This window comes from Amycolatopsis coloradensis, from assembly GCF_001953865.1.
Classification (GTDB): Bacteria; Actinomycetota; Actinomycetes; order Mycobacteriales; family Pseudonocardiaceae; genus Amycolatopsis; species Amycolatopsis coloradensis.
The window spans coordinates 21,752-46,200 of sequence record NZ_MQUQ01000025.1; the positions used below are offsets into that span (position 1 = coordinate 21,752).

18 protein-coding genes are annotated in these 24,449 nt (G+C 70.4%); 2 read left to right on the forward strand and 16 right to left on the reverse strand.

What is annotated here, in order from left to right:
* Positions 1-11: 11 nt before the first annotated feature.
* Positions 12-746, forward strand: coding sequence for a thioesterase II family protein (locus BS329_RS36105; RefSeq protein WP_076167364.1), 735 nt, complete (start codon positions 12-14; stop codon positions 744-746).
* Between the two features lie 2 nt (positions 747-748).
* Complete coding sequence (locus BS329_RS36110; RefSeq protein ID WP_244197430.1) at positions 749-1,483, forward strand: thioesterase II family protein; 735 nt, start codon at positions 749-751, stop codon at positions 1,481-1,483.
* A gap of 138 nt (positions 1,484-1,621) precedes the next feature.
* Here BS329_RS36110 and BS329_RS36115 read toward each other — a convergent pair whose 3' ends face one another.
* The 16 genes from BS329_RS36115 to BS329_RS36190 all read right to left on the reverse strand — a co-directional run bounded on the left by BS329_RS36115 (position 1,622) and on the right by BS329_RS36190 (position 24,432).
* Positions 1,622-2,242, reverse strand: a complete 621-nt coding sequence (locus BS329_RS36115; protein ID WP_076167365.1) for a helix-turn-helix transcriptional regulator — start codon at positions 2,240-2,242, stop codon at positions 1,622-1,624.
* A 165-nt stretch (positions 2,243-2,407) separates the two neighbouring features.
* Positions 2,408-3,367 (reverse strand): ParB/RepB/Spo0J family partition protein, encoded by a 960-nt coding sequence (locus BS329_RS36120; RefSeq protein WP_076167367.1) that lies wholly within the window; start codon positions 3,365-3,367, stop codon positions 2,408-2,410.
* A gap of 110 nt (positions 3,368-3,477) precedes the next feature.
* Positions 3,478-3,903: a VOC family protein gene (locus tag BS329_RS36125; RefSeq protein WP_076167368.1), complete on the reverse strand. Its 426-nt coding sequence runs from the start codon at positions 3,901-3,903 to the stop codon at positions 3,478-3,480.
* An 86-nt stretch (positions 3,904-3,989) separates the two neighbouring features.
* Positions 3,990-4,817 (reverse strand): phytanoyl-CoA dioxygenase family protein, encoded by an 828-nt coding sequence (locus BS329_RS36130; protein WP_158075862.1) that lies wholly within the window; start codon positions 4,815-4,817, stop codon positions 3,990-3,992.
* 65 nt (positions 4,818-4,882) lie between these two features.
* On the reverse strand, positions 4,883-8,041 hold the full coding sequence (locus BS329_RS36135; protein ID WP_076167370.1) for a non-ribosomal peptide synthetase: 3,159 nt from the start codon (positions 8,039-8,041) through the stop codon (positions 4,883-4,885).
* A 105-nt stretch (positions 8,042-8,146) separates the two neighbouring features.
* Positions 8,147-13,387, reverse strand: coding sequence for a non-ribosomal peptide synthetase (locus BS329_RS36140; protein ID WP_076167371.1), 5,241 nt, complete (start codon positions 13,385-13,387; stop codon positions 8,147-8,149).
* 46 nt (positions 13,388-13,433) lie between these two features.
* Positions 13,434-13,604 (reverse strand): hypothetical protein, encoded by a 171-nt coding sequence (locus BS329_RS36145; RefSeq protein WP_020635739.1) that lies wholly within the window; start codon positions 13,602-13,604, stop codon positions 13,434-13,436.
* Positions 13,605-14,015: 411 nt separating this feature from the next.
* On the reverse strand, positions 14,016-15,029 hold the full coding sequence (locus BS329_RS43595) for a BtrH N-terminal domain-containing protein (protein ID WP_076167373.1): 1,014 nt from the start codon (positions 15,027-15,029) through the stop codon (positions 14,016-14,018).
* Positions 15,026-15,604, reverse strand: a complete 579-nt coding sequence (locus BS329_RS43600; RefSeq protein ID WP_076167375.1) for a hypothetical protein — start codon at positions 15,602-15,604, stop codon at positions 15,026-15,028. The genes BS329_RS43595 and BS329_RS43600 overlap by 4 nt, the downstream gene beginning before the upstream one ends.
* Positions 15,604-15,942 carry a hypothetical protein gene (locus tag BS329_RS36160; RefSeq protein ID WP_143253343.1) on the reverse strand — a complete coding sequence of 113 codons (339 nt, stop codon included), beginning with the start codon at positions 15,940-15,942 and terminating at the stop codon, positions 15,604-15,606. The genes BS329_RS43600 and BS329_RS36160 overlap by 1 nt, the downstream gene beginning before the upstream one ends.
* Positions 15,943-15,949: 7 nt before the next feature.
* Positions 15,950-16,813: a RimK family alpha-L-glutamate ligase gene (locus BS329_RS36165; RefSeq protein ID WP_076167378.1), complete on the reverse strand. Its 864-nt coding sequence runs from the start codon at positions 16,811-16,813 to the stop codon at positions 15,950-15,952.
* A gap of 59 nt (positions 16,814-16,872) precedes the next feature.
* Positions 16,873-17,634 (reverse strand): 2OG-Fe dioxygenase family protein, encoded by a 762-nt coding sequence (locus tag BS329_RS36170; protein WP_076167380.1) that lies wholly within the window; start codon positions 17,632-17,634, stop codon positions 16,873-16,875.
* On the reverse strand, positions 17,631-20,813 hold the full coding sequence (locus BS329_RS36175) for a non-ribosomal peptide synthetase (RefSeq protein ID WP_076167382.1): 3,183 nt from the start codon (positions 20,811-20,813) through the stop codon (positions 17,631-17,633). The genes BS329_RS36170 and BS329_RS36175 overlap by 4 nt, the downstream gene beginning before the upstream one ends.
* Complete coding sequence (locus BS329_RS36180) at positions 20,806-22,872, reverse strand: condensation domain-containing protein (RefSeq protein ID WP_076167384.1); 2,067 nt, start codon at positions 22,870-22,872, stop codon at positions 20,806-20,808. Before BS329_RS36180 ends, BS329_RS36175 begins: the two co-directional genes overlap by 8 nt.
* Complete coding sequence (locus BS329_RS36185; RefSeq protein WP_084750629.1) at positions 22,818-23,636, reverse strand: thioesterase II family protein; 819 nt, start codon at positions 23,634-23,636, stop codon at positions 22,818-22,820. The genes BS329_RS36180 and BS329_RS36185 overlap by 55 nt, the downstream gene beginning before the upstream one ends.
* 91 nt (positions 23,637-23,727) lie before the next feature.
* Complete coding sequence (locus BS329_RS36190; RefSeq protein ID WP_076167388.1) at positions 23,728-24,432, reverse strand: thioesterase II family protein; 705 nt, start codon at positions 24,430-24,432, stop codon at positions 23,728-23,730.
* Positions 24,433-24,449: the final 17 nt, after the last annotated feature.

The following is a 24,449-nucleotide window of genomic DNA, read 5'->3' on the forward strand; positions in this document are numbered from 1 at the left end:
GAGTGCCACCGATGCGCAAACGACGAAACAAGTGGCTGCCACGCGAACCGTCGGCCGAAGCCACCGGCAGGGTGTTCCTGATCCCCTATTCCGGCTGCGGCGCCAGCATGTACCGGAACTGGCCGCGCCAGTACGAGGGTGTCGACCTGCTGCCGGTGGAGCTGCCCGGGCACGAGACCCGGCTGGCCGAGCCCAACTTCGAGACCTACCAGGAGCTGGCGAAGCTGATGGCCGCCGGGCTCGAGCCGTATTTCGATCTGCCTTACGCCTTCTTCGGACATTGCGGTTCGGCGCTCGCCGCCTATGAGGTCTCGTCGGAGATCACCAGGGCGGGGCTCCCCCAGCCCGCCACGGTGTACATCTCGTCCCAGGTGGCACCCCAGGACGGCCCGTTCGGCCGTTTCCTGGAGATGGACGACGACGAACTCGCCGAGGAGCTGACCACGCTGAGCCGGCAGCTCGGGTCCGAGCCGAACCCGGACCTCATCTCGTTCTACGTCGAAGTGCTGCGTGAAGACGTGGAGACCAACAAGCGATACGTGATGCCCGATCCGTTCCGGCTCGATTGCCCGGTCACCACGATCGGCTGGACCGAGGACGTCGAGATCCGCCACGACACCATGGGTGGGTGGACGGCTTGCGGGGAAACGACTTTCGAGCTGCTGCCCGGCAAACACCACCGGTTCATCGACGCGCCACCCGAGCTGCTGAGCGTGTTGTCCGGTGGACTCGGCCGCAGGTACTGAGCGTGGACGAGCGCCGCTGGCTCAAGGGCATGGGCCGGTGCGAGGACGCCAGGATCAGGTTGCTGTGCTTCCACTACGCCGGTGGCAGTGCGTCGATGTTCCGGGACTGGCAGCGGTTGCTGCCGCACTCCGTCGAGCCGGTCGCCGTACAGCTTCCCGGCCGCGCGGACCGGTTCGGGGAGGCGCCCTATACCAGCATGACCGCGCTCGTCGACCGGCTCGTCGAGGTGCTCAAACCGGCGCTCGACCACCCTTTCGCCTGCTACGGCGCCAGTATGGGCGCCCGGGTTTCCTGGGCACTGGCGCACGCACTGCGTGACCGGTGCCTCCCGATGCCACGAAAGCTTTACGTGGCAAGCAGTTCGGGCCCGGTGCTGGAAGAAGTGGTACGTGGCTGGAACGAAACCGACGAGCAGCTTGTCGCGTACATGCGGGAACTGGGGGGCACACCGCCGGAAGTGCTCGACGACAACGATCTGCTCATGGCGTTGCTGCCCGCACTGCGTGCCGATCTGACGGTTCTCGGCACTCACGCGTATGCCCCGTCGGCGAAGCTGGATGTCCCTATTCACGCGTTCGCCGGGCGTGACGACTTCGAGGCGTCACCGGCGCGGATGGCGCCGTGGCGCGCGGAGACGTCCGCGACCTTCGACCTGGACGTCCTCGACACCGGGCATTTCCTCGACGACAACGGTTTACGGCACGTGCTCGACGTGATCGGGAGCGACCTCGCCTGAAGCCCTCAAGGAGAAATGTCCGCTTGCATCCAGTTCGACCGTATCCTCAAGTACATGAAGGCCCCCTTCCTTGCGCCTAGCGCAAGGAAGGGGGCCTTCATGTACTTGGCCGACCGCAGCCCTCGGAACCATTGCGCTTCATCCCGGGGCGGGGACGCTGGGTGCTGTCGCCCCGCGCAGCAGGGCGGCTCTGGTGAGTTCGGCCTTGTTGCCCACGCCGAGCTTCGCCCGGATGCGTTTGACGTAGGTGTCCACGGTATGCGGGCTGATTCCCAGCCTGGTCGCGATCTGGCCGTGGGTCAGGCCTCGCGAGATCTGGAACAGCACCTGTTGTTCCCGCTCCGAGAGGTTGCCCTCCACCGGGTCCGACTGCTCCCGGGCCGCCGGGATCTCGACGTCACGACGATCGGCCACCTCGCGTCCGGAAGTGACCGCCCAGACCACGGACACGAGGTGCCCGATCGAGTCGTGCTTGCTGATCACGCCGGCGGCCCCGGCCTCGAGATACGCCTCGCGATCAGCCTCTGTCGCACTGTCCTCGAGGACGAGTACCGCGGTGACCTGGGCCATTTCGGCGATATGCAACAGATCCCGGTCCGAACGCAGCATGTCCGCGTCGACGAGGACCACGTCGGCGGACCAGAGGATCTCGCTGTCGGACAGGGATTTCGACGGGGCGGCCTTGATTCCGGAATTCGTCAGCTCGTGGACGAGATCAGCGAGATAATTCGATGAACCGACAAGAACATTGACCCGCATCACGGTAGCCCCCTCGATCGAACGGATGCAGTGATCAGGTTCGTTGGCGCGCCTCCGGCATATCTGGCGTGTCTCCGTGCGCTATTCAACTGCCCGGATCCTTCAGTTGAACATCGGCCGACGACGATCGGCTCCCTGGCGAACTCCGGACGACGTGGACGAATCTCACGATATCCTGTCTTCAAGGTACTCAAGAACCTCTTGCCAGGCAACGCTGTTCTGCTGCGCCAGCTTCGCAACGGTTCGCAGGGAATGCGGCGGAAGGTGGTCGATGTGCTGCTTCCACTCCTCCATACCCGCCGTGTGCGCGTCCAGCCATCGCAGCAGCGCACGCCCCCCGTCGGTGAACCGGAGCGACGGATCCTTGCCCAGTTCCAGGAGTGCCGCCCGCCGGTCCAGCCCCGGCAGGGCGTCGGCCTCCTGGTGTTCCCCGGCCCGCGCCGGACGAATCGCTCGTTGCCGCCGGGGAAGCGGGTGTTCGCCGTTGCGGAGCCTGCGGCGAACGTCCAAGGCGGTGGCCGGGGAGACCCCCGCCGCCGCGGCGATCTCGCGGATCGGCGCCTCCGGCCGCCGCTTCATCAGGTCACCCGCCAGCAGCCTGCCTTGGGCGGCGTCGAGTGGACGGGACTTGCCGTCCCGGCCGATCCGGGTCGACGCCTTCGCCTGCCCTGCCCCTCCGGCCGAACGCCGCCGGATGGCGCCGACCGTCGTCGCCGAAAGACCGGTGACCGAAGCGACTTTCCGATCCGACCACTGCGGGCGGGTGTGGATGATCCGTGCCGACGCCGCGGTGCGATCGGCCTGCGACAGCGGCAGTCCGTGCGCGATGTTCGTCTCCACCGCGATGACGAAGGCGTCGTCGTCGTCACCGTCGTAGAACCGGACCAGGATCTCGGTGCGGCCACACAGCCTGGCCGCCCGCAGCCGGTGCATTCCGTCGATCACGCGCCTGGTCGCCAACTGCACGACTATCGGCGGCAACACCGCCTCCGACAAAGCCAGCACCCGGATGTGTTCGGCGCTCTCACCGGCCAGCCTCGGCGAATCCGCGGGAAGCAGTGAATCGACCGGAACCCACTCCTCGGAATAATGGAACCCGCCATCCCCCGTCCGACGGTTCGACATCTCCGCGTCCTTTCCCCAGCACTACTCGAACACAGCGGATCGAACGCGCCGGCCGAGAGCGGGCCTTCGGAGTGGGCGGCCGTCCCGCGGATCCGCCCGGCAATTCCGTACTACAGTTCGAATTCCCCCGGCGCGAGGCTGCGTGCCAGGCAGAACTCGTTTCCTTCCGGGTCGGCCAGTACCACCCAGGACCGGCCTTCTCCCTGTCCCACGTCCGTCTTGGCCGCGCCGAGCGCGAGCAACCGGTCCAGTTCGGTCTGCTGGTCACTGTCGATCGGGCAGACCTCGAGGTGCAGCCGGTTCTTGGCGATGGTCTTGCCCTCGGGAACGCGGACGAAGGCCATACTCGGCACCGCGGGCCCGCCACGCAACGCGGCCAGCCGCTGTTCGTCCGGCTCCTCCGGATCGGGCCCGATCTCGACCACGGCGCCGTTCTTGTCCTCGTAAACGATGTAATCCAGAACTCCGCACCAGAAATGCGCCAGCCGCCGCGGGTCCACGCTGTCGATGGTCAACCATTCGAACCGACTCGTCATGCACAACGCCTTCCCATTCGGATGTCCCGGTTCACCCTATTCCAAGAACCTCGATCCGGCTGGCGCGACCGTGTCGTGCGACGTCGTTACGGCTGTTCGCCCGAAGCGGCGGTCACCCTGGCACGCAGCAGTTCGTCGGTGGCACCGGGGACCAGCGGGGTGCTGTCCCGTTCGGCGAGGAATTCGGGGCGGGTCTGGTCCACCGACTGCGGCACGTTGCGCACCGCGTTGAAGGTGATGATCACCAGGCGGCGGCTGATCGCGGACATGTTGGGCGGCGAGCCGTGCAGCATCTGGCCGTGGAAGAACAATACGGTGCCCGGATCGCCGTGGGGCGCGACCATGCCGTTGCGCAGCATGCACTCGCTGAGCGCGTCGGGCGCTATCCGGTACTTCAGCGAGGCGGCCAGCGTCGACGCCCAGTTCTCCTCCTCGTCGAAGGTGACCGGCAGCAGTTCACGGTGCGAACCGGGCACCAGGTAGAGCGGTCCGTTGAACTCCGTCACCGGGTCGAGGAACAACACCGCGCTCAGCGCTTCCGGGGCAGGCATGCCGTCTTCCCGCTGCCAGAACAGGAAGTCCTGGTGCCACTCCCAGATCCCGCCGCCAAGACCGTGCTTCGCGTTGATTTTGAACTGGTGGATGTAGACGTCGTCGCCGAGCAGTTCACTCGCGGCCCGCATCAGCCGCGGATCCCGGACGAGCCGGTGGAACACGTCGTTCGTCCGGTGCACGCCGTGCACGGCCCGGACCTTCCCGGAGTCGCTTTCCAGGGTGCGATGCGGCCCTGGCCGCCCGAACTCGGCCTGGGCCTCGTCGCGGAGCACAGCGAGTTCTCCCGGGGTGAAGAGGCCTTCGTGGACGAAGTATCCCTCCTCGCGGTACCGCCTGGTCACTTCGTCTGGCAGGTTCACAGATACGCCTCCTTGTCGGTGGTTGCCGGCCGGCCAGGTATCCGCCGGCCCGTAACCGGCCCCAGTCATCTCGTCCCGGTCGGCTCTTCGACCGCCGCGGCGTCCTGCACCGCCAACGCGAACTCGGCCACGGTCGGGAACTCGAACAGCGCTCGCAGCGGGATGTCCACCGCGAACGACGCGCGCACTCTCGCCAGCACCTTGGTCGCCAGCAACGAATGCCCACCGAGATCGAAGAAGTCCTCGTCACAGCCGACCTCCGGCACGCCCAGCGCGGTCGCCCAGATCTCGGCGAGCAGACGCTGGGTGGGGGTCTCCGGCGCGACCCGCCCGGCTCGCTCTTCGTCGGCTCGCCGCGGCTCGGGCAGCGCGCGGCGGTCGACCTTCCCGTTCGCGGTCAGCGGCAGCCTGTCCAGCACCACCACGCTGCTGGGCACCATGTAGTCGGGCACCTTCGACGCGGCGTGCGCCCGCAACTGCTGGGCGAGGTCTTCGGCGCCGTGACCGGGGCAGCACACATAGCCGACCAGCCGGGCGTCGCCCGCCACCTCCCGCACCAGCACGATCGCCTCACTGACCCGCGGATCGCTCTCCAGCGCGGCTTCGACCTCGGCGAGTTCCACCCGGAAGCCGCGGATCTTGACCTGGAAATCGGCGCGGCCGAGGAACTCCAGGTCGCCGCTCGGCAGCCAGCGGCCGAGGTCGCCGGTGCGGTACATCCGGCGTCCGGTGCCCGCCGCGAACGGATCGGGCAGGAACCGTTCGGCCGAGACGCCCGCGCGGCCGAGATACCCGCGGGCCAGCCCTTCGCCACCGATGTGGATCTCGCCGATCACCCCGTCGGGTACGACCTCGCCGCGCTCGTCGAGGAGGTAGACCGACGCGTTGGCGATCGGGCGGCCCACCGGGACCGGCGCCGGCCAGTCCCCGGTCGTCAGCGGCAGGTCGTAACAGGTGACGACATGGGTCTCGGACGGCCCGTACTCGTTGTGCAGCGCCATTCCGGGCGTGCCGGCCAGCCGCCGGACGTCCGGGGTCGCCATGAACTGCTCGGACCCGGAGATGACGGTGCGCAGCGCGGCGGGCAGCACGCCTGCCTCCCGGTAGCCCGCGGCCACCTGCTGCAACGCGGGCGCCGGGATGAACAGCCGCCGGACCTGCCGCGCCTCCAGGACCGTGTGCAGCCTGGCCAGCTCGAACCGCTCGTCCTCGGTGATGAGCACGAGTTCGCCGCCGACCAGCCAGGTCGAAAACATGTCCTGGACGGACACGTCGAAGGCCAGCGAAGCGAACTGCAGTGTGCGCGGCGGGTCGTCCCGGCTCATCCCGTAGTGCGCGGCCTGCCAGCCGAGCAGGTTGACGACGGCCCGATGGGGCATCGCGATGCCCTTGGGGCCGCCGGTGGACCCGGAGGTGTAGGTGACGTACGCCAGGTTTTCCGGGGTGAGGCCGGTAGCCGGGTTGTCCGGCACCCCCGGTTCCCGATGAACGCCGTCCAGCGACCAGATCTCGGCCGTGGTCTCCGGCAGCTTGCCTCGCAGTCCCTTCGTGGTCAGCAGCACCGGTGCGGCCACTTCGGCCAGTACGGCGCCGATCCGGTCCGCCGGGTTGCGCTGGTCGATGGCGACATACGCGCCACCGGCCTTCAGCACGCCGAGGACGGCCACCACCAGCTCCAGGCCGCGTTCCAGGTACAGCGCGACCCGCGTGTCCGGCCCGACCCCCGCCGCGCGCAACCGGGTGGCGAGCAGATTCGCCTTCCCGTTGAGCGCCTCGTAGCTCAGCTCCGCCGAGCCGAGACGGACGGCGATGCGGTCAGGCGAACAGGCCACCTGCTCCTCGAAGACACTCACCAGCGTGCCCGGCGGGGTGGCGGCGACGGCGACGGCGCCCTGGCTACGAGAGGCGAGCAGCGCGTCGCGCTCTTCGGGGCCCAGCAAGGAAATCCGGGACGATCGCGGATCGCCACCCGCCGCGATCCCGGTGAGCAGCCGGGAGAAGTGCCGCCCCAGCGCGGCGATCGTGTCCGCGGCGAACTCGGCGGTCGCGTAGTCGAAGGACAACCGCCAGCCGTCACCGAGGCGGCGTGCCCGCAGTGCGAGCGGGTACCTGGCCTCGGGAGCGGGCACGTCGAGCCAGGTGGCTTCGACGCCGGGCAGGGCGAGGTCGGCCGCGCCCGCTTCGGTGACTTCGAACCACACCTCGAACAGCGAGTCGCCCCGGCCACGGCGGCTCGGGCTGGCCACCCTGACGACGTCGTCGAACCCGATCTCGCGGTGGGCCACGGCGTCGCGCAAGGTGTCGCGCACCCGAGCGGTCAGCTCGCCGAACCCCGGGTCTCCGGTCAGATCGAGGCGCAACGCGAGAATATGTTGCAGGCAGGCGATGTTCTCGCGCGAGTCGCCGTGGTCGGCGAGCACCGACGTACCGATCATGATGTCGGACTGACGGCTGTAGCGGTGCAGCAGCAACGCCCAGGTCGCCAGCAAAACCGTGGAGGCCGGGCAGCCGGTCTGTCCGGCGACGGTGTCCACCGCCGCGTCCGCGAGGTCGAACGACAGGGTGGCGGACGAGGTCGCGCGGCCGTCTCCACCGCCCTTCGTCAATCTCGGGAGTTCGAGGCCCACCGGGAAGCCGTCGAGCCGGCGCTCCCAGTACCGCAGCGCCACCCCGGAGTCTCCTGCCTCATCCCCCGGGACGGCGTGCGCATCGACCGGTGGCAGCGAAGCGGCCCTGTCGCCGGTCTCCGCCGCGTAGAACTCGGACAGGTCCCTGGCCAGCAACCGGACCGACCGCTGGTCGAACGCGATCTGGTGAACCACCACGCCGAGCAGATACTCGCCGGGGCCGTAGCGGACGAGCGTGGCACGGAAGACCGGCCCGGCCGCGAGGTCGATCGGAACGCGGGCGGCGGTCTCCAGCAGGTGCAGCGCCGCGGCCTCGGACCCGGCCTCGTCCGGTACGAAGGACAGGGGACTCGCCGGTTCGTCGACGACCCGCGTCGGCATCCCCGCCGACTCGGCGAACCTGGTGCGCAGGGCCGGGTGGCGCTCGCTGAGCCCGCCGAAGGCCGCTCGCAGGGCGGGAACGTCCACTTCGCCGGACAACCGCCAGGCGAACGCGAGGTTGTAGGCGGCGCCGCCGGGATCGATCTGGGCGAGGAACCAGAGTCCACGGTGGAAAGAGGAGGCCTGGCTGAACGATTCGTACGGTTCCCCGGCCATTACCCACTCCAGTACGGTGTGACGGCGTGCGACCACGAAATCGTCACGGCGTCCCCCCTCGGGCCACAAGTCCGGTAAGCCACTGACAGCGTCAGTTTCGCCTGCTCACAACGTTTCCGGGCGCACCGCCAGCCGCGCCGCGGTCTCGGACTCGGACAGTTCCGCCACCATGGCGAGCACCTCCCGCAGATCGGACGGCGATGCCTGCTGGAGCCGCCGTTCCCGCACCTGTTCGGCGAGCAGCGCCACGGTCAGGTGCGCGGTGAGCAGATCGGCCAGCGGCAGTTCGACGCGCAGCATCGCCCTGATCCGGCTCAGCACCTTGGTGGCGAGCAGCGAATGCCCGCCGAGGTCGAAGAAGCTGTCGTGCACGCCGATCCGTGGCACACCGAGGACCTCGGTCCAGATGTCGGCGAGCCGGGTCTCCAGCTCGTCCCGCGGTGCGACGTGCGGGGTCCCGGTGTCCCGGGTCCGCGTGACGGCGGGCAACGCGGGCCGGTCGACCTTCCCGTTCGCGGAAACCGGAATCGACGGCAGCCAGGTGAACACGGACGGGATCATGTGCGGCGGCAGGCGCTCCCCCAGCGCGGTGTGCAGCCTGCCGGAGTCCGGCGGGGTGCCGGTGTCGGCCACCAGGTATGCCGCCAGGAACCGGTCACCCCGCGCATCGTCGGTGGCGACGACGACGGCGTCGGCGACTCCCGCGATTTCCCGCAGCGCCGCCTCGACCTCACCCAGCTCCACCCGCTGGCCCCGGATCTTGACCTGGAAGTCCTGACGTCCCCAGAACTCCAGCGTCCCGTCGTCGATCCACCGGACCTGGTCTCCGGTCGCGTACAGCCGCTCGCCGTCACCGAACGGGCTCGGCACGAACTTCGCGGCGGTCAGGTTCGGCTGTCCCGCGTAGCCCGAGGCGAGCTGGCGGCCGCCGATGAACAGCTCGCCGACCACACCCACCGGCACCGGGGTCAACCGCCGGTCCAGCACGTACAGCGTCACGCCGGGGGTCGGGCCACCCAGCGACACCCGCGATCCGAGCGGTTCGGCGACCTCGTGCAGGGTTATGTCGACGGCCGTTTCCGCCGGGCCGTAGGTGTTGACGAGCCGCACGCCGGGGTAGGCCCGCAGGAACTCGCCCGCCAGACCGGCGGGCAACTCCTCCCCGCTGGCCATCACCACGCGCAGCGCCGGGTACCGGCCCACCACACCGCAATCGAGGAAAGCACGCAGCATCAACGGCACGAAATGGCAGATCGTCACGCCATGGCGCTCGAGCACGCCGTGCAGGTACACCGGATCGCGGTGACCACCGGGTTCCGCGAGCACCATCCGCGCCCCGGTCAGCAACGGCCACACCAGCTCCGGCACTGACACGTCGAACCCGATCGGCGTCTTGATCAGCGCGACGTCGTCCCCGGTCAGGTCCAGCCGTTCTTCGAACGTCCGCAGCCGATTCGTCAGTCCGCCGTGGGTGTTCACCACGCCCTTCGGCGCACCCGTGGAGCCGGAGGTGAACAGCACGTACGCCGGATCCTCCGCACCGACCACGATGGCCGGTCGTCCGGTGGGCTGCGCGGCGATCTCGCGCACCAGGTCGCCGTCGTCGAGGCGAACGCGGTCGACGCCGGCAGGCAGCAGTTCGTGCAACGACCGTGTCGTCAAGACCTTCACCAGGTCGGCCTCGGCGACCATCCGCGCCAGCCGTCCGGCGGGATTGGCGGGATCCAGCGGGACGTACACGCCGCCCGCCTTCCAGATCCCCCACAGTGCCACGATGAGGTCGGTGCCGCGCTCCAGGCAGACCCCGACCCGCGACCCGCGTTCCACGCCCCGCCCGCGCAACCACCACGCGAGCCGATTCGCGCGCTCTTCGACCTCCCGCATCGACAGCGCCTCGCCGTTGTCCATGAACAACGCCTGCTCGGCGCCCGCCCGGTCCGCGGCCGCTTCGAACCACGCGACCGTCGTCGGATGCCCCGTGGACGGCTCACCGCCGAAACCGAGCCGGAGGACGTCGGATCCCGCGGCCCGCGGCATGATCGGCAGCCGCCACACCGGGAGCCCTGCGTCGGCGACGCCGGCCCGCAGCACCTCCGCGAAGGCCGACAGCAATCCGGCGGCCGCGGTTGCGGTGAGAACATCCTCGGCGTACTCCAGAAAACCCGTCAGGCCGCCGGCCGCCGCCGGGGAAAGCTCGAGGGAGACATCGAACTTCGCCGTCGCCGTGGGGATCTGCTCGACCTGGGCCGACGCCAGTACCGGCAGCCGGTCACGGAGCACGAGTAGGTTCCGCACGATCGACAGTCCGTGCACGCCACCCTGGTCCTGCCCGGCGGTGCGCACGATCCGTTCGAAGGGCAGTTCCTGATGCGCGTACGCACCCAGGCATGCTTCCCGTACCCGGCCGAGCAGTTCACCGAAGCTCGGTTCGTCGCCGAGATTCACCCGCAACGGCAAGGTGTTCGCGAAAAATCCGACCACTTCGGACAGTTCCGGTCGGGACCGGCCCGCGGTGGCCGTACCGAGTACCACGTCGACCTGCCCGGACCACCGCGACAGCACCACCGACCAAGCCGCGGCCAGCACCATGAACGGCGTCAGCTCATGGGCGGCCGCCAGTTCACGCACCTTCGAGACCAGGTCCGGTGGGACTTCGGTGGCCAGCGTGGCGCCCGCGAACGATCGGGTCGCCTCCGACGGCCCGTCGGCGGGCAGTTCGAGCGGGACCGCGCCGTCCAGCCGTTCCCGCCAGTAGGCCTCGGCCTCGCCGAAGCCTTCGCGAGAGGCCGATTCCCGTTGCCACGCGGCGAAATCCCGGTAGCTCGTCGGCACTTCGGGCAGTACCGGAACGGTGCCGCCCGCCAGCGCTGCGTACACTATGGACAGTTCCGAGGTCAGGATGCCCAGCGAGACGTCGTCGGCCACGATGTGGTGCACGCACAACGCGAGCACCCACCGGCCGGTCGCGGAGACCCGCATCAGGGCCGCACGCAGCAACGGCGGCGAGCCGAGGTCGAACGGTTCCGCGGCGAACCGCGCGCAGGCCTCGCCGAGCGCCGTGTCGTCTGCCACCCGCAGCACCGCGAGGTCGAACCGGGCCGCGGCGTCGGCGGACACGTGCTGTCCGACCTGCCCGTCGGCGTCGAGCCGGAAACCGGTGCGCAACAAGGCATGCCGGTCGATGAGCAGGCGGATCCCGTCGAGAAGGGCCTGGTGGCCGGGTTCACCGGGCCAGTCGACACGACCGGCGATGTGGTACGCGGCCGAGGCGCCGATCTGGTCGAGCAGCCACAACCGCTCCTGCCCGAACGACGCGGGTGCCGTCGTGTCGTCGGCAAGCCGTGGGATCCCGCGAGTGCTTTCCCGTGTGGTCTCGGCGATGGCGCTCTTGGCGATCTCCGCCGCCGTCCCACCGGACAGCAGCCAGTCCAGTGCCACCTCGACGCCGAGCTCGGTCTGCAACGCCGCACGCAGCCGCGTCGCACGCAGGGAGTCGAGACCCTGGCCGACAAGCGGCCGGTCCGGTTCCAGCGCGGAAGGGGTGAGCTGGAGCGCTTCGGCGACCAGCTCCGTTACGGCGTCGGGCGCTTCGACAGCGGGCTTTTCGGGCTGCCGGGTGTCTGGGACCGTCATGGTGGCCAGCACCGGCAGCGTCCCGGCGAGGTAGGCGTCGCGGCAGGCGGACCGGCGGACCTTGCCGCTGGAGGTTCTCGGCACGCTTCCGGGGCGTACCAACGCGATATCGTGCAGATCGAGTCCATGCTCGCCGGTGACGGCTTCGCGCACCGCGCGAATCGCCTCCGCGAGATCGGCGGGTGCGACACCTCTGGCCACTTCGTGCACCAGGACGACCCGCTCGGTTTCCGCGTCTTCGACCGCGAACGCGGCAGCCCGGCCCGCGGCCAGCGCCGTGCTCGCCCGCGCCGCCGTCAGCTCGATGTCGGCCGGGTAGTGGTTCGCGCCGCGGACCACGATCAGCTCCTTGAGCCTGCCGGTCACGAAGAGTTCGCCCGCGCGCCGGAAGCCGAGATCGCCGGTACGCAGCCAGGTCCGGTCCTGGTCGTCGCCGGCCAGCCGGGCACCGAACGCGCGCTCGGTCTCTTCCGGGGCCTGCCAGTAACCCGCGGCCACCGAAGGCCCGCTGACCCAGATTTCGCCGACGCTCCCGTCCGGACACTCGCGAAGGGTCACTGGGTCGGCGAGGGCGAGCGCGGCACCTTGAACCGGCCCGCAGCCGACCAGTGTCACGCCCGATTCGGCCTCGACGGCGGTCCCCGCGGACAGCTCGCCACGATCGACGGTCAGCTCAGCCGGGAGAGCGGGCTTCGACACGCCGGTCACGAACAACGTCGCCTCCGCGAGCCCGTAACAGGGCAGGAACGCTTCGGCGCGGAACCCGGCCGGGCCGAAGCGGTCGGCGAAGGCACGCAAAGTCTGCGAGCGCACCGGCTCCGCGCCGACCAGCGCGTGCCGCCAGCGGCTCAGGTCCAGCTCGGCGATCTCCTCGTCGCTGATACGGCGCACGCATTCGGCGTAGGCGAAGTCGGGAGCCGCGCTGGCCGTCGCGCCGAACTCGCTGATCGCCCGCAGCCAGCGCACCGGACGATGCAGGAAAGCCAAGGGGGGCAACAACATCCCCGGGAACCCACTGTAGAGCGGCTGAAGGATCCCGCCGATCAGGCCCATGTCGTGGTAGGGCGGCAGCCAGCTCACGCTGCGGGTGTCCCGATCCGGGGAGAGCACGCCGGCGATCACCGCCGAGTTCTCCAGCAGGTTGCCGTGGCTGACCAGGACACCCTTCGGCCGCGCGGTGGAACCGGAGGTGTACTGCAGGAACGCGATCGCGGCCGGGTCCGGGGACCCGGCCGTCCAGTCCCCGGCCTCGGCGGTACCGGCGTCCTCGGTGGCCAGCAGCCAACGCACGGATTCGACACCGGGGCCGTCCGGGCCGTCGAACCGCGCGCGGACGGCTGCCAGGCTCGCCGCGTCGGTCATGGCCACCACCGCGCCGGAGTCCGCGGACACCGCGAGCACCCGCTCCAGTCCCAGCCGATTCGCCGGCGGGTACACCGGCACCGCCGTCACGCCGGCGTACAGGCAGCCGAAGAACGCGGTGACGTACTCCGCGCCGGGCGGGTAGAGCAGCAGCGCCCGGTCGCCGGGCCGCACGTCGGCGGCCAGCAGCCGGACCGCCACGACCCGCGCGGCGGTGTCGAGCTCCCGGTAGGTGACCCGGCGCTCGCCGCCCTCGCCGTCGGCGAACACGTACGCGACGTCCGACGGCTGTTCGGCCGACCGGCCGGTGAGCAACCCGATGAGATCGGCTCGCTGGGTGGGCAGTCTCATGGATTCACTCCTGTACGCGGATGTCCGGCCCTGTCCTCGGCGCCGCCTATTCGCCCCAGTCCTCTTCGACCTCCGGCGCCATCGCGACCACCAGCGGATCCTTGGTGACCACTTCGAGTTCGCTGAGACAGTCCGGGCACTCGACTATCTCGTTCTGTCGCGCGGAATCCTGGACCTCGATCGCCCCTTCGCACTCCGGGCACGCTGTCGCCGTCATTACTCCTCCTCAACCAGCACCAGCAGTGACAGCCCAGCATGTGTCCGGAAGCCGTCCCGCGACCAGTCGGGGAAGTCCCCGACTGGAACGCCGTGCGGGCCCCGCCGGAGGCCGTGATTTCGTGAGGTGGAAGGGTTCGCGGTTCACCGGGGCTGGGTTGGGGCCCGGGTCCGTGAAGGGTGGGGTGTGAAGGCCTCCTTAAGGAACTCTGGGTCCCTCAAGGAGGCCTTCACGGACCCGGAACACTCCTTGGTAGCCCCACCTGTCCCATAAGCCGCAAAGGGTGGGGTGTGAAGGTCGTTTTCCTTGCGCTAGGCGCAAGGAAGGGGGCCTTCATTTACTTGCCTGACCGCAGTTTTCGGAACGAACGCGTGCACGCGGAGACCACTCCCGCCGACTTCACGGAAGCGCTCAGGCGAGGCGTGACATGCGGTTCAGGGTCCGGGTGTAGTCGGCAAGGAGGGCCGTCGTGCGGGTGGCGAGGCCGCGGGCCGCGGCCTCGGGATCTTCCCGGCCGGCGGCCACGATGATGCGCACCGCCGACCAGTGGTGCGCGATCCGGTCGACCTCCCGTGCCAGTTCGGCCAGTGCCGGTTCCGCGAAGCGGCGGGCGGCGGCGGCCAGGTGGTCGCCGTGCAGGCCGGACACCGCGAGTGCGGTGCCTCCCACCACGAACACCTCGTCGATCACCGCCGGGTCACCGTCGGCGAGCCGGGAGGCGGCGTCGGTCAAGAACCGGCGCAGGCCGGGAAGTCCGTGGTACTCCCGGCCGCCGTCGCCGTCCCCGGTGTACCCGGCCACGTTCGCGGTGAGCACCGCGCTCAGCCGGTCACGGTCCAGTTTGGGCAGCGGGTGCTCCACGCCGACCTCCAGCCACCGGTTGCCGATGGGACGCGCGGTGAAGAACATGTCGCGGTCGTGGACGACGGGGTTCGCCGAGTCGCGGGCGGCGGTCAGCTCCGGAATCGTGATCTCGCCTCGGAACCGCGGCGGCACCGAGTCGATCACCAGCGCCACACCGCGTTCGTCGTCGAAGCCGTACACCACCAGAAGATGGTTGGTGTGCACGTCCCGATAGGCGGGCCGGAACGGCAGATGGTAGTTGTCCGCGGCGACGGCCACCGGCAGGCCCGCCGCCACCGCGGCCCTGACCTCCTGCCAGCCCTGCTCGGCGTCGGCGGGCTCGTGCCAGGTCGAGGTGATCGGGTGGTGCGGCGCGATGCTGGCGAACAACGAGCCGCGCAGGCAAGGAAAGTAGTACTCCTCGCGGCGGACGTCCCCGGCCCGGTAGCCGAAGCCCCAGCCCGCGCCGAGCACGTCGATCGGGTCGGCCCCGTGGAAGCCCAGCAGCACCCCCGCGGTGGTCTGCAGGCAGTGGCCGAGATCGTGGCGCCAATGCTCGATCCCCGGCAGTTCGACCCTCATACCGCCACCCTTTCCCCCGCCTGCAAGGTGATCGCGAACAGGTGCAGCGCCGGATTGTCCGGCAGTTCCAGCGCCACGACGCCGTCCGGCACCGTCAGCGGGACCCGGTGCGCCCAGATCGCCGGGGCGGTGGTCCGCTGAACGTGCCGCGGGTAGTGCATCGCCGCACACCGGTAGGCGAGCAGTTCGCCGAACCGCGGCTCGGTCTCCGGCCAGAAGTCGGACATCCGCAGCCACTGCGCCCGCACGGCGCCGTCGGCGTACCGCAGCAGCAGCGGGTCCTCGGTGCGGCGCTCGGCGGCGCCGAGCACGTGCACCCAGTCCCACCGCCCCTCGGGCACCGCGATCCGCTGGCCGCGGCAACGGACGTTGTCCCGCCCGTCCGGGGCGCGCTCGGGGAACCGGAACGACACCCCGCCGACGACGGAGGTGGCGCCCGGCGCAGGCAGATCCGCCGCGGGAAAGCTGTTGCCCCAGATGTTGAACCCGGCGGCGGCGAGGTCGTCGACGGCGCTCAGACCGGTGTTGTTGACGTGCTCCAGCAGCGAAAGGCTCCGCATCCCGGCGTCCGGCATCACGCGACCCCCTCGGCCCGTCGAACGTCCACAGAGGACTCCAGCAGGGCGAACGCGACCACGCGGGCATCGGCCAGCGCAGGCAGCGCGAGCGCGGTCAAGTCGTCACGCCTGGCGGCCCCGACCCTGGCGAGCACGGCCCCCGGCGCGTGGGCGGGCTCCCCCGGCAACGGCCGCAGGAACTCGGGGTCCACGCCGCCGCGGTAGTGCAGCCAGACGGTTTCCTCCCATCCGGTTCGAGGAACACCCGTCAGCATCAGGTACACCCAGTCGTACCGGCCGGGCGGGATCTCCCAGTGCTGCCCGGCGAGCGGCAGGTCGCAGTCGGTGAATCCCATGCGCATCTCAGCCGGCGCTCAACGCCGAGGGGAGCCTGCGCAGCACGTAGTCCGCGTAGGCGCCGACCAGGTCGGTGTCGAGCACCTCGACCGCGCCGTGGAACTCCGGGGTGTGGTTGACCTCGTTGACGTAGAACCGGCCGTCACGATCTTCGAGCACGTCGATGCCGAACACCCCTTCGCCGATCACGTCGGCGACCGCCACCAGCAGCTTCACCAGCTCGTCGCTCGGGTCGCAGCGCTCCGCCCGTCCGGTACGCGCGGTGTTCGTGCGCCATTCGTCGGACACCTTGTAGATGACGCCGACCACCTCACCGCCCATCACGTACGCCTTGATGTCGCGGCCCGGCTTGTCGATGTACTCCTGCGCGTAGACCACCTGATACTGCGGGCTCGCCAGCGCGGCGCGGTGCTCCATGAGGGTTTCCGCGGCTTCCCGGTCCTTCGGCCGCGACGCGAGCCGTCCCCACGAGCCGATGACCGGCTTGATCACCATCGGGAAGCCGAACTCGGCCAGGCCGTCGACGGCGTGCTCCGGCGACAGGCTCACCATCGCCCGCGGCACCGGCAGCCGCGCGTCCTGCAACGCGAGCGCGGTGAGCAGTTTGTCCCCGCACAGCGAGATGATGTCGTAGCTGTTGACCACCGTCAGCCCGGCGTGTTCGAGCAGTCTGGTGCCGTAGACGTTGCGAGTGTGCGAGATCTCCCGGCTCAACGCCCCGGCGTAGGGCAGCTCGCGCCCGTCGAGCCGGAACGGCTGACGGCGGGAGTCGATCACTTCGACGACGGCGCCACGCTTTTCGAGTGCCGAGAGGATGAGTTTCTCTTCGAGGCGGATACGGGAAGCCAGTACGGCAAGGGGAGTGGGCATCGGAGACTCCAGCGTCGGGGTGGACCCGGTACCGGACCGGTACCGGGCCGGAAAACGGCTCAGGCCGGGTTGAGGTCCACGAGCAGCATGTCGCGCACGGCCCGGCCGCCGGTGCGGTCGCGTACCGAGATCGGGGATGCCTCGTGCCAGAGGGCGGTGTCGTCGACCAGCACCGAGTCCAGTGGATCGGCAAGGGTGAACCGCACATCGGGGTGCCCGTCGCGATAGATACTGGACTCACCGCCCGCGCTGTTCTCCTTGCGCAGCAGGTGCATCCCGACGAACGAGTGACCGTCACGGTGCCTGCCCTCCGGGGTGGGCAGCCCGCTCTCCCCGGTCCGCGCGACGATGCGGATCAGGTGCAATCCGACCGTCCATTCAGGATTGTCCCGTACCGTGGACGCGAGCGTCACGTCAGTGGACACCAGCGCGTGCAGGCAGCGGTTGGCCAGCGTCGCGGGTGGGATCGGGGCGAACGTCCGCTCGTGTTCGCGCCACATCGGGATACTGTCCTGCCGGAACGGCTGATGCGGCAGCGGGCTGAGCGACAGCCCGGCATCGGTGGACACCGCGCGCAACCTGCCGTAGCGCCGGTAGCGGTAGAAACCGCCGTCGACGAGCTGGTCGTCCTGTTTCAGTTCTTCCCAGCACGCGCGGAATTCGGCGAATTCCGCGTCGAGCACGTCGATCGGGAAGTGCGTTTCGGACAGCCGAACGAAACCGTCGGCCGCCAAGGCCGCGGTGAGATCCGCCGGGTCGGCGAAGGCAGTCCCGCGGCCCGGCGGAGCGGGCCGCTCCGGAGTGCAGACTTCCTCGGTCATCGATCCGCTCCCCTTTCCTGGTTCGTGCGCCCTTCCGCACGACCGGCGAGCACCGCCGAGGCGAGCTCCTCGACACTGTGCTTTCCCAATATGACGGGGATCGGCAGTTCGACCCCGACGTGGCGCGCCCGCTGGAACACGGTCATCGCCCGCAGCGAATCACCGCCGAGCGCGTAGAAATCGTCCTGGACCCCGACTTCCGCGACACCGAGAACCTCCGACCACAGACGCGCGAGCAGCGACTCGGTCGGTGTCCGTGGCGCCACGGCCGCACGCTCGGTCCGGCCGAACTCCGGCTCCGGCAGCGCCGCCCGGTCGACCTTCCCGTTGACCGAGTTCGGCAGTGACTCCATGGCCATGAACACCGCCGGGACCATGGCCGGGGTCAGCCGGTCCGCCAGCAGGACCCGCAGCCGATCGGCCGGTGGCACCTCGCCGTCGCGGCCCACGAGATAGGCCACGAGCTGGACCGCGCCCGTCGGATCGGGACGGGCGACGACCACGGCGTCGGCGACACCCTCGCAGTCGCGCAGTGCCGCCTCGACCTCACCCGGCTCGACCCGCTGGCCGCGCACCTTGAGCTGGAAGTCGGCGCGGCCACGGAACTCGAGCAGGCCGCCGTCGATCCACCGCGCCCGGTCACCGGTCCGGTACAACCGCGAACCCTTGTCGCCGAAGGGATCCGGGACGAATCGCGCCGCGGTGAGCCCGGGCCTGCCCACGTAGCCCAGCCCCACCTGACTGCCGCCGAGGTAGAGCTCCCCCACCACCCCGGGCGGGACCGGGGACAGCCACCGGTCGAGGACGTACGCCGTGGCTCCCGGCGTCGGACCGCCGATCGGCACCCGTGCGCCCAGCGGCCCGGTGACCTCGTGCGCGGTCACGTCCACGGCGACCTCGGCGGGCCCGTAGGCGTTGACGAGCCTGACACCGGGTAGCGCGCGGTGGAAGTCGGCGGCCAGGCTCGGCGTCAGCTCCTCGCCACTGGCCGTCACCACGCGCAGCGCCGGATGCGGGCCGAAATCCTGGTCGAGGAAGACTCGCAGCATCAACGGCACGAAATGGCAGTTGGTCACCTCGTGGCGATCGAGCACTTCGTGCAGGTAGCCAGGGTCGCGGTGGCCACCGGGTTTCGCCAGCACCAGCCGCGATCCGGCCAGCAGCGGCAACACCAGCTCCGGCACCGACACGTCGAATCCGAGCGGCGTCTTGGCCAGCGCGACGTCGTGCTCGGTGAGCTTCAGCCGCTCTTCGAAGGCGCGCAACCGGTTCACCAGACCGCCGTGGGTGTTCACCGCCCCCTTCGGGACGCCTGTCGAACCCGAGGTGAACAGGATGTACGCCGGGTCGCCGCCGCCGAGCACGGTGCCCGGCCTGGCGACAGGCTCCGCGGCGACCTTCTCGGCCGTCGCCGGATCGTCCAGGCAGATCGCGTTCACCGCACCGGGCAGCCGGTCGCGCAAAGCCAGCGAGGTCAGCACCACCGACGGCTCGGCCTCGGCGATCATCACCGCGAGCCTGCCCGGCGGGGCGCCGGGATCCAGCGGGAGATAGACCCCGCCCGCTTTCCACGCTCCCCACAGGGCCACTTGCAGGTCCAGACCGCGATCCAGGCAGAGCCCGACCTTGGCGCCGCGTTCGACGCCGTTGCGCCGCAGCCACCACGCCAGCCGGTTGGCCCGTTCGTCGAGTTCCGTGAACGACAGCGCGTCGCCTTCGTCGGCCACGACCGCGACCCGGTCACCCCAGCGGTCCACCGCCGCGGTGAACCAGTCGACGGTCGAGCCGAACCCGTGCCAGGGCTCGCCGCCGGAAGCCCAGTCCAGCACCAGCGCCGACTCGGGTGACGGCATCACCGGCAGTCTCCACACCGGACTGTCCAGATCGGACACCGCACCCCGCAGCACCTCGGTCAGCCCGGTCACCAGGCCGGTCGCGGTGGTCCGGTCGAACAGCTCGGCGTCGAAGTCCAGGATCACGCTCAGGCCGCCGTCCGGGGCAGGCGCGATGTCCAGGCCGAGATCGAACCGGGCGCCGCGGGGGGCGGGCAGCCGTTCCACGGTGACACCGGGCAGCCGTAACGGCTCGCCGGGGGTGTTGTCCAACGCCAGCATGGTCCGCACCAGCGGCGGCCGGGGGCCCTGGTGGTCCGGGTCGGCCTCCTGGCTGATCCGCTCGAACGGCACGTCCTGGTGCGCGTACGCCGCCAGGCACACTTCCCGCACCCGCACCAGGAGCTGCCGGAAACTCGGGTCGCCGGTGAGATCCACCCGCAACGGCAGCGTGTTCACGAAGAAGCCGACCACGCGGTCGAGTTCGGTGCTGCCGCGCCCGGCGACCGGCGTGCCGACGACGATGTCGTCCTGTCCGGACCAGCGGTGCAGTACCACCGCCCAGGCCGCCGTCAGCGTCATGAACAACGTCGCGCGCTCGGCTTCGGCCACGGTGGCCCACCGCTCGACCAGCCCGGCGTCGAGGTCGACGGACACGCTGTCACCGAGGTAGCGGGAGCGCGCCGGACGAGGGTGGTCGGTGGGGAGTTCCAGTGGCTTGGCCCCGGCGAGTGTCCGGCGCCAGTGGGCGAGCTGCCCTGCGAGCACCTCCCCTTCGAGGAAACCCCGTTGCCACACCGCGAAATCCGCGTACTGCAGGTCCAGCTCCGGCAGCTCGGGGGCACGGCCTTCGAGCAGCGCCGCGTAGACCACGCCGAGTTCGGCGACCAGTACGCCCAGCGACCAGCCGTCGACCACCACGTGGTGCACGCACAGCAGCAGCACGCATTCGCCGGGCTCACCGTCGAGCACCCGCAGCAACGCGGAACGCAGCAAGGGCGGCGCGGCGAGGTCGAACTCGGGCCCGGTCACCGCGCTCATCGCCGCGTCCAGCCCGTCGCGGGTCGTGTCCACCACGCTCAGCGGGGCCACCGCGGCGGCCAGCGCCACCTGGGTCAGCACACCGTCGGCGCCGACCTCGACACCGGTCCGCAGCACCTCGTGACGATCCACCAGGAACTGCAGCGCGGCCCGCAGGACGGGCACGTCGACCGTGCCGGTCATCCGCAACGCGCCGTTGACGTGGTAGGCCGCCCCGGACCCCATCTGGTGCAGCAGCCACAGTCGTTCCTGGCCGAAGGAGGCGGGGAAGACGAACACCTCCGCGCTCGCCTGCTGCTCAGTCATCGGCGTTCTCGCCTTTCGTCACGTCCGGCGTGGTGGACGCCCGGAACCGGGAGCGGTCGAGTCTCGGGATGGCCGCCACCGGCCGGGCGGGCGCCGCCGCGTCGACCAGCTCGGCCACGTTCGCGACGGTGCCCGCCTCGAAGAAGTCGGCCAGTTCCAGCTCCACCTGACAGGCCGCGCGGATCCGGTGCAGGATCCGGACGGCGAGCAGGGAGTGACCGCCGAGTTCGAAGAAGTCCTCGTGCACGTCGAACCCGGCCTCGATACCGAGTAACTCGGCCCAGATCTCCGCGACCCGGCGCTCAGCCTCGGTCCGCGGTCCGACCGCTGTCCCGGCGGCGGGTGCGACGGTGTCCGGCGAGCCGGCTGGGGCGGTTTCGGCGACGGGCTCGGGCGCGTCGACGAGTTCCACCAGCCCTTCGGCGGTCCGTCGCGCCCGATCGCCGGTCGCGTACAGCCTGGCGCCCGTACCGGACGGATCCGGCACGAACCGCGCGGCCGTCACCGCCGGTCGGCCATTGAACCCTTGTCCCGCAACCACTCCGCTGAGGAACAGCGCACCGACGACCCCGATCGGCACCGGCGCCAGCCACCGGTCCAGCACCTGTGCTCCCGTACCGCCGGGTATGGGAGCCGTCGTCTCCGTCAGCGGCAGGTCCCACACCGGGCGGGCAGGCTCGGCGACGCCGGCTCGCGCCACCGCCAGCACCGCGGCCACCAGCCGCCGGGCCGAAGCCGCCGTCAGCACGTCCGTCGAGAACTCCGCGAAACCGGCGAGTCCCCCGTCTTCCGCCGGGGACAGCTCGATCTCGAGTTCGAACTTGGCGGTGCCGGTGTGCACCGGCAGCACGTCCATGCGCACTCCCGGCGGCTCGACCACCCGGCGCGGGGTGTTGTGGAGCACCAGCATGTGCCGCACGATCGGGGACCGGCTGAAGCCGTCCCGGTCCGGCCGGATCTCCCGCACCAGCTGTTCGAAGGGCAGGTCCTGGTTCGCGTAGGCGCCGACGCAGGTCTCCCGCACCCGGCCGAGCAACTCCCGGAAACCCGGCGCGGGCGGCACGTCGACCCGCAACGCCAGTGTGTTGACGAAGAAGCCGACCAGGCCTTCCAGCTCCGTGCGGGTGCGCCCGGCGATGGCCGTCCCCCACACCACGTCCCGGCGTCCCGACCACCGCGCGAGCACGATCGCCCAGGCCGTGGCCAGCACCATGTACAGCGTCGCGCCTTCGTCGTCGCCGATGCGGCGCAGGGTGGCGACCAGGTCCGCGGGGACGGTCACCGGCACTACGTCACCGGAGAACGGGCGGTCCGGGCGAGCCGCGGTGTCGGCGGGCAGCTCCAGCGGCCGCACCCCGGCGAGCCGCTCCCGCCAGTAGGCGAGCTGGCCGGTGAGCGCGCCGCTGGAGACGTGGTCCCGATGCCACGAAGCGAAATCGACATAGCGAGTCGTCAACGGCGGCAGCGCCGCCTTCGTCCCGGCGCGCAGCGCGGCGTAGACGAGGGCGAACTCACCGGCGAGAATGCCGAGCGACCACCCGTCCACGACGATGTGGTGCACGCACAGCACGAGATGCCAGTCGTCCGGCGCGACCTGGAACAGCATCGGCCGCAGCAGGCACGGCCCCGCCAAGTCGAACGGACGGCGGCAGGCGAGCCGGATTTCGTCCCACAGCACGTCTTCACTCACCTGGGCGAAGGGCACGTCGACCGTCACCGCCTCGGGCGGGTGCACGATCTGCACGACCCCGCCCGTGTCGTCGACCCGCAGTCCGGTGCGCAGCGCCTCGTGCCGCTCGACGAGCACGCGGACGGACTCGCGCAGCACGGCCACGTCGAGAGCGCCCCGCATCCTGAGCGTGCCGGCGACGACGTACAGCGCGCTGTCCGGGTTGAGCTGTTCGAAGAAGTACAACCGTTCCTGCGCATGCGAAGCCGGGCTCTGCGCTTCGCCGGCCGGGCGGCGGGAAATCCGCGCGGCGGCCTTGCCGATGCCCGCTTCGTCTAGACGTCGCTGGAGTAGTCGATGCTGGTCCGCGGAGAGCGATCCGGGTGCCATGGTGCCGAAACCTCCTTCGTGAGGCCGGTACAGTCGAGGATGTCCCGCCGCAGTCGCGTGAGCATCGGGGTCGCGTTGTCCCGCGGGAAGAAATGCCCGCCGGGGAACGTGCTGATCCGCGTGGTGCCTTCGACCTCCGCCAGCCAGCCGGCGGCTTCCTCCTCACCGGCCAGCGGGTCGTCGGCGCCGAGGTATACCCGCAGGTCGCAGCGGAGCGCCGGCAGCGGTTGCGGCCGGAAGTCGTTCACCACCATCAGATCCGCGCGCAGGATGGGGAGGATGTACTCCAGGAACAGCGGATCCGGCGGGGCGTCCGCCGGCAGGCCTTCGGCGCGGGTGATCAGCTGGAGCAGGCCCTCGTCGGAGGTGTCGCTGCGCCAATTCGGCGCGTGCAGGCTCGCCGGAGCCGCGGCGGCCGCCACCACGAGTCCCTCGGGCAGCCACCCCCTGGTGGCGCGGAGAGTCCGGCAAAGCTCCCAGGCGACGACGGCGCCCATGCTGTGCCCGAAGACGACCAGCGGCAGCTCGTCGAGCCCGTCCAGTTCCGGCAGCACGCCATCGATGAGTTCCGCCATGTCGGCGATCGGCCGTTCCATGCCACGATCACCGCGGCCGGGCAGTTCCACCGCCACGACGTCGATCTCGGCGCCGAGCGGCTCACCCCAGTTCTGGTAGATCCTGGCCGACCCGCCACCGGGTGGCAGGCACAGCAACCTCGCCCTTGCCCGCCCGGATCGGGAGAAACGCCGCAGCCACTCAGTCACGCGATCAGATTCGCCGGATCGCGTGACGGGAACAAGTCAGTGAGTGTCCCGACAACCCCGGATCGGCAGGCACTTCCGGCCGCGGCGGCGGTCAGCTCAGCCCCGCCGACTCCTCGACCACCCGGAGTACCTCCGCCGGGGAATCGGCGAGATACATGTGTTCTCCCGGCAGCTCCCGCAGGACGAACTCCCGGCTCGTCGCCTTGACCCATTCACCGGCCTGTTCGGCCGAAACCAGGCTGTCGTCCCGGCCGCGGACAGCGGTGATCGGTGCCGCCAAGGGGATATCCGTGCCAGGCCGATAGTTTTCGTGCATCTCGACGTCGGCCCGCAGCGTCGGAAGCACCATCTGGCGCACCTCGGGATCTTCCAGTGCCGGGTCGTGGTGCCCGGCGAGTTCGCCGACCCTGGCGACGAACTCGCTGTCGGGCAACCCGGTCGCCCGGAGCTCCCGCCGCGTCCACGGGCCGGGGGAACCGCTCACCACCAGGCTCACCACGGTGACCGACGGCGTCCCCGCGAGCAGGTGGCCCAGTTCGTAGGCGAGCACGGCACCCAGGCTGTGGCCGAACAGCGCCACCGGCCCGGCACCACCGATCTGCGTCAGCAGCCCGGGCAGCAGGTCTTCCGCCGCCTGGCGCACGTCCCGGTACGGTTGTTCTCGGATCCGCCGCTCGCGGCCGGGCAGCCGGAGCGGGACGATCTCGAGGTCGCTGTGGGCCAGCGCGCGCCACGGCCGGAAGAACGCGGCCCCACTCCCGGCGAACGGCGCACACACCAGCGGGATACGGCTCATGAGCTCTCCGGCCTCTC

Bases quoted from the DNA above. Each gene is read 5' to 3' on its own strand.
- BS329_RS36105 (WP_076167364.1), top strand. From the start codon at position 12: ATGCGCAAACGACGAAACAAGTGGCTGCCACGCGAACCGTCGGCCGAA.
- BS329_RS36115 (WP_076167365.1), bottom strand. From the start codon at position 2,242: ATGCGGGTCAATGTTCTTGTCGGTTCATCGAATTATCTCGCTGATCTC.
- BS329_RS36120 (WP_076167367.1), bottom strand. From the start codon at position 3,367: ATGTCGAACCGTCGGACGGGGGATGGCGGGTTCCATTATTCCGAGGAG.
- BS329_RS36125 (WP_076167368.1), bottom strand. From the start codon at position 3,903: ATGACGAGTCGGTTCGAATGGTTGACCATCGACAGCGTGGACCCGCGG.
- BS329_RS36135 (WP_076167370.1), bottom strand. From the start codon at position 8,041: ATGGCCGGGGAACCGTACGAATCGTTCAGCCAGGCCTCCTCTTTCCAC.
- BS329_RS36140 (WP_076167371.1), bottom strand. From the start codon at position 13,387: ATGAGACTGCCCACCCAGCGAGCCGATCTCATCGGGTTGCTCACCGGC.
- BS329_RS36145 (WP_020635739.1), bottom strand. From the start codon at position 13,604: ATGACGGCGACAGCGTGCCCGGAGTGCGAAGGGGCGATCGAGGTCCAG.
- BS329_RS43595 (WP_076167373.1), bottom strand. From the start codon at position 15,029: ATGAGGGTCGAACTGCCGGGGATCGAGCATTGGCGCCACGATCTCGGC.
- BS329_RS43600 (WP_076167375.1), bottom strand. From the start codon at position 15,604: ATGCCGGACGCCGGGATGCGGAGCCTTTCGCTGCTGGAGCACGTCAAC.
- BS329_RS36160 (WP_143253343.1), bottom strand. From the start codon at position 15,942: ATGGGATTCACCGACTGCGACCTGCCGCTCGCCGGGCAGCACTGGGAG.
- BS329_RS36165 (WP_076167378.1), bottom strand. From the start codon at position 16,813: ATGCCCACTCCCCTTGCCGTACTGGCTTCCCGTATCCGCCTCGAAGAG.
- BS329_RS36170 (WP_076167380.1), bottom strand. From the start codon at position 17,634: ATGACCGAGGAAGTCTGCACTCCGGAGCGGCCCGCTCCGCCGGGCCGC.
- BS329_RS36175 (WP_076167382.1), bottom strand. From the start codon at position 20,813: ATGACTGAGCAGCAGGCGAGCGCGGAGGTGTTCGTCTTCCCCGCCTCC.
- BS329_RS36180 (WP_076167384.1), bottom strand. From the start codon at position 22,872: ATGGCACCCGGATCGCTCTCCGCGGACCAGCATCGACTACTCCAGCGA.
- BS329_RS36190 (WP_076167388.1), bottom strand. From the start codon at position 24,432: ATGAGCCGTATCCCGCTGGTGTGTGCGCCGTTCGCCGGGAGTGGGGCC.